Source organism: Spirillospora sp. NPDC049652, assembly GCF_040675125.1.
Lineage (GTDB): Bacteria > Actinomycetota > Actinomycetes > Streptosporangiales > Streptosporangiaceae > Spirillospora.
In genome coordinates, this window is record NZ_JBFAOF010000659.1 from 1 (window position 1) to 4,168 (window position 4,168).

General features: G+C 72.5%; 3 protein-coding genes and 1 pseudogene. 2 read left to right on the top strand and 2 right to left on the bottom strand.

The features are described 5' to 3' along the window. Nucleotides 1-81: 81 nt before the first annotated feature. Nucleotides 82-1,371: an extracellular solute-binding protein gene (locus tag AB0J52_RS30060; protein WP_500186017.1), complete on the bottom strand. Its 1,290-nt coding sequence runs from the start codon at nucleotides 1,369-1,371 to the stop codon at nucleotides 82-84. Nucleotides 1,372-1,629: 258 nt separating this feature from the next. Here AB0J52_RS30060 and AB0J52_RS30065 point away from each other — a divergent pair, with 258 nt between their 5' ends. Next, a complete protein-coding gene (locus AB0J52_RS30065; RefSeq protein ID WP_500186018.1) occupies nucleotides 1,630-2,847 on the top strand; it encodes an ROK family transcriptional regulator in 1,218 nt (405 codons plus the stop codon). A 90-nt stretch (nucleotides 2,848-2,937) separates the two neighbouring features. Here the strand turns inward: AB0J52_RS30065 and AB0J52_RS30070 are convergent, their stop codons facing one another. Next, a complete protein-coding gene (locus AB0J52_RS30070) occupies nucleotides 2,938-3,069 on the bottom strand; it encodes a hypothetical protein (RefSeq protein ID WP_500186019.1) in 132 nt (43 codons plus the stop codon). 208 nt (nucleotides 3,070-3,277) lie between these two features. On the opposite strand from AB0J52_RS30070, the pseudogene AB0J52_RS30075 reads away from it, so the two are divergent. Further along, nucleotides 3,278-4,168, top strand: a pseudogene (locus AB0J52_RS30075) (hypothetical protein); the annotation flags it as partial.

The following is a 4,168-nucleotide window of genomic DNA, read 5'->3' on the forward strand; positions in this document are numbered from 1 at the left end:
GGGGCGGTGCGGCGGCCGCAGCCGGGCGGACCGCCGGGAACCGGCCGGGGGCGGCGCGGGTGGGCGCCGCCCCCGGGCGGGTCAGCTCTGGTTGAGCGTGTCGGTCAGGGCCTTGTTGGCCTTGGCGACCGCGGAGTCCACCGAGGCCCCGTTCATGATCTCCTTGAGCATGGTGGGGATGATCTTCTTGTTCTGGTCCGCCTCGGTCCAGTTCGGGGTCTTCGGCGCGCCCTTGACGTTGGCCATCTGCTGCGAGGCCGGGCCCTGGATCGGGTCCTTGGCGTAGGAGTCGTCCTTCAGCAGGTCGGTGAACTGCGGGAAGAACTTCAGCTGGTCGGCGAACGCCTTGGCGTTCTTCTTGCTCGCGACCGAGGACAGGTAGTCGAACGCGACGCCCTTGTTCTTGCTGTCACGCCACACCGCCAGGTGCGAGCCGCCCGAGAACGCCGGGCCGACCTGGCCGGTCGGCGTCGGGATGGTGAACGCGCCCATCTCCTTGGTGTACTTGGCGCTGATCTTCTCGATCTGCGGCAGCGTCCAGGCGCCGTCGATGTACATGCCGAGCTTGCCGTTGGCGAAGTCCTTCTGCGGGCCGGCCAGCTCGTTCACGCCGATGTAGCGCTTGGGCGCGACGCCGTCCTTGACCAGGCCGGTGTAGTACTCCACGGCCTTCTTGGCCTCGGGGGTGTCGAGCTTGCCGACCCACTTGCCGTTCTCCTTGGCGGCGATGTCGCCGCCGGCGCCGAACAGGAAGCTGGCGAACCCGTTGGTGAAGTCGGACGGGGCGGCGATGCCGTCGACCTTGCCGCCCTCCTTGTCCTGGATCGTCTTGGCGGCGGCCTTCAGCTCGTCCCAGGTCTTGGGGACCTGCACGCCGTCCTTCTGGAACAGGTCCTTGCGGTACCAGACGACCCGGACGCCGGCGTACCACGGCACGGCGTAGGTCTTGCCGTCGAGCTGGCCGAGGTCGAGGGAGCCCTTCACCAGGTCCTTGCCCTCGGTCCAGGCGTTCACCTTGTCGGTGATGTCGGCGAGCGCGCTCTGCCCGGCCCAGGTCACGGCCTGGTCGTTGCCGATCTCGACGACGTCCGGGCCCTGGCCGGTGTTCAGGGCGTCCTGCAGCTTCTTGGTCGCGTCCGGCCACGGGACGTAGACGACCTCGACCTGGGTCTTGGGGTGCTTCTGCTGGAAGTCGGTCTTGGCCTGGGCCAGGACGCCGTCCTCCTCCTTGTTGGCCGCGCCCATGAACCAGGCGGTCAGCTTCGCGGGCTCGGCGCCCGAGTCCTTGTCCTTCTTGTCACCGCCGCCGCCACAGGCGGTCAGCCCGATCGCCAGGGCGGCGCTCACGGCCGCGATTTTCGCGATCTTCAAGGGGTTCTCCTTCTTCCGGCCGCCCCTCGCGGGCGGGACTTCACGGCGCGATGCGGGAAACCGGTGCCGGACCGTTTAGGGTCCAGCCATGCCCGGTGTTCCGCGCACCGGCCGCGGGGGGTGCTCGCGAGTCGGTGCAACGCTCGCGTCCTGCTCCGTTCGCCTGGGGCGGTGGGACGCTTGCGCGTAAACTAACAAGAAACTTTCCTAAACAAAACCGCCCGTTAGCGGATTGAGACTTCGAGGGGACGACAGAGGATGGAGAGCCGCCCCGGGACGCCGCGCCTGCTGCGTGAGCTGAACGACCGGGCCGCCCTGGACCTGCTGGTCGCGCGCGGTCCGCTGACCCGCGCCCAGATCGGCGCGCACACCGGGCTGTCCAAGGTCACCGCCTCCCAGCTGCTCGGCCGGCTGGAGGAGCGCGGACTCGTCGAGGTCGTGGGCGAGCAGGCGGGCGGACGCGGACCCAACGCCGCCCTGTACTCGGTCGTGTCCGGCGCCGCCTACGTCGCCGGCCTGTCGGTCGGCCCCGAGGGGGTCACCGCGGGCGTCGCCGACATCACCGGGAGTGTCGCCGCCCAGGTTACCGTCGACCCGAACAACGGCGGCGACCCGGTCAAATCCGTGCACAACGCCGTGGTGAAGGCCGCCCGCTCCGCCCGCGTCGCGTTGAAGAAGCTGACCGTCCTCGTGATCGGGACGCCCGGCGTCGTCGACCCCGGCACCGGCGACGTCCAGTTCGCCTTCGACCTGCCGCACTGGCACGAGGGCGTCCTGTCGGCGCTCCGCCACGACCTGCGCCGCCCGGTCGTGATCGAGAACGACGTGAACCTGGCCGCCCTCGCCGAACGCGCCTACGGCGCGGGTCGCGAGCACGAGGACTTCGCCCTCATGTGGCTCGACCGCGGCATCGGCCTGTCGGTCATGCTCGGCGGACGCCTGATCCGCGGCCGGTTCGGCGGCGCGGGCGAGATCGGCTACCTGCCCGTCCCCGGCGCGCCGCTGCCCCTCGGCACCGCCCGCCGCGCCCCCATGGACGGCGAGGAGGGCGTCACCGAGTCGACGTCCTGGGGCATCCCGGCCCTCGCCGGCGGCTACGGCTCGCTGGTCGGCGCGGACGCCGTCCGAGCCCTCGCCCACCAGCACGGCATCACCGAGCCCACCGCCGTCGAGTGCGTCCGCGCCGCCGCCGCCGACGAGGACCGCGGCGGGGACTTCCTGGACGAGCTGGCCGTCCGCATCTCCTACGGCGTGACCTCGGTGAACATCGTCCTCGACCCCGGCCTCGTCGTGCTCTCGGGCGATCTCGGACGCGCCGGCGGACGTCCCCTGGCCGAGCGCATCGAGCGCGCCGTCGGCCGGCTGAGCCCGACCCGTCCCGCCGTGACCGTGACCGAGATCGACGGCAACCCGGTGCTGCGCGGCGCCCTGCACGCCGCCCTCGAACAGGCTCGCGACGAGGTCTTCTCCGCCTGACCCGCCGCCCGGCCCTCTCGGTTCACCTGGGCACGACGAGCAGGCGCCGCCGCGGAGGACCGCGGCGGCGCCTGTCTCGCAGGTGCGTTCCTACTTGCCCGCGGGCTGCGCCTCGGATGCCTCGTGGCGGCGCGGATCGCGCAGCGCCCGGTCGATGATGACCTGGTTGATGACGTGCCGCCTGCGCCGCTGCGCCGCGGCCCACCGTGCCGTCGGTGTCATGCTGACCCCCGTTCCGCGGTGACGTCTTCCATCCCAGAGCCACCGCAACCCCATGTACGGCAATGCTGTCATCCGAGCGGCCGGATGGGATCCACCCACGGTAGGAAACGCCGGTCAGACCTTCAGCGGAGGCCGAGGGTGGATCATGATGGGAGCGGGCCCGCAGAGGGGCCCGCCGGAGACACGTGACCGACCTCGGGGGGATGCCATGGCGCTGCGCGACCGGTTGAAGAGGCTGGTGCAGAAGCCCGGCAGCGCCGACCTCGCGCCGCTGCGCGACGTGGTCGCGGACGCCGGGGAGCGCGAGCAGCGGATGCGCGGCCTCAGCGACGCCGAACTGACCGCCGCCGCCTCGTCCCTCCGCCTGCCGGGCGACCCGGCCGGGGCGGACCCGTCCAGTGGGAAGGGCGCGGCCTCCGCGAAGGGGGGCGGCGCGTCCGGCAAGGCGAGCGGTGCGGCCGCCAAGGGAGGCGGTGCCTCGGCCAAGGGAGGCGGTGCGTCGGCCAAGGGAGGCGGTGCGTCGGCCAAGGGGGGTGGTGCGTCGGCCAAGGGGGGCGGCGCCGATATCGACCTCGCCGAGCTGTGCGCGCTCGGCCGGGAGGCGGCGCGCCGGACGCTGGGGGAGCGTCCCTACGACGTGCAGCTCGTCGGGGCCCTGGCGCTGCTGCGCGGCCAGGTCGCCGAGATGGCCACGGGCGAGGGCAAGACCCTGGCCGGCGCGATCGCCGCCGCCGGGTACGCGCTGCGCGGCCGCCGCGTCCACGTCATGTCGGTGAACGACTACCTCGCCCGCCGCGACGCCGAGTGGATGGGCCCGCTGTACGAGCTGCTCGGCGTCTCCGTCGCGTGGGTCGGGCAGACCTCCACGCCGGACGAGCGCCGCGCCGCCTACGCCGCCGACGTCACCTACGCGCCGGTCAGCGAGATCGGCTTCGACCTGCTGCGCGACCGGCTCGCCACCTCCGGCGGCGACCTGGTGCTGCCCGAGCCCGAGGTCGCGCTGATCGACGAGGCCGACTCGGTGCTGGTGGACGAGGCGATGGTGCCGCTCGTCCTCGCCGGGGCCGCCGACGGCGCGGGCGCCGACCCGACCTACGCC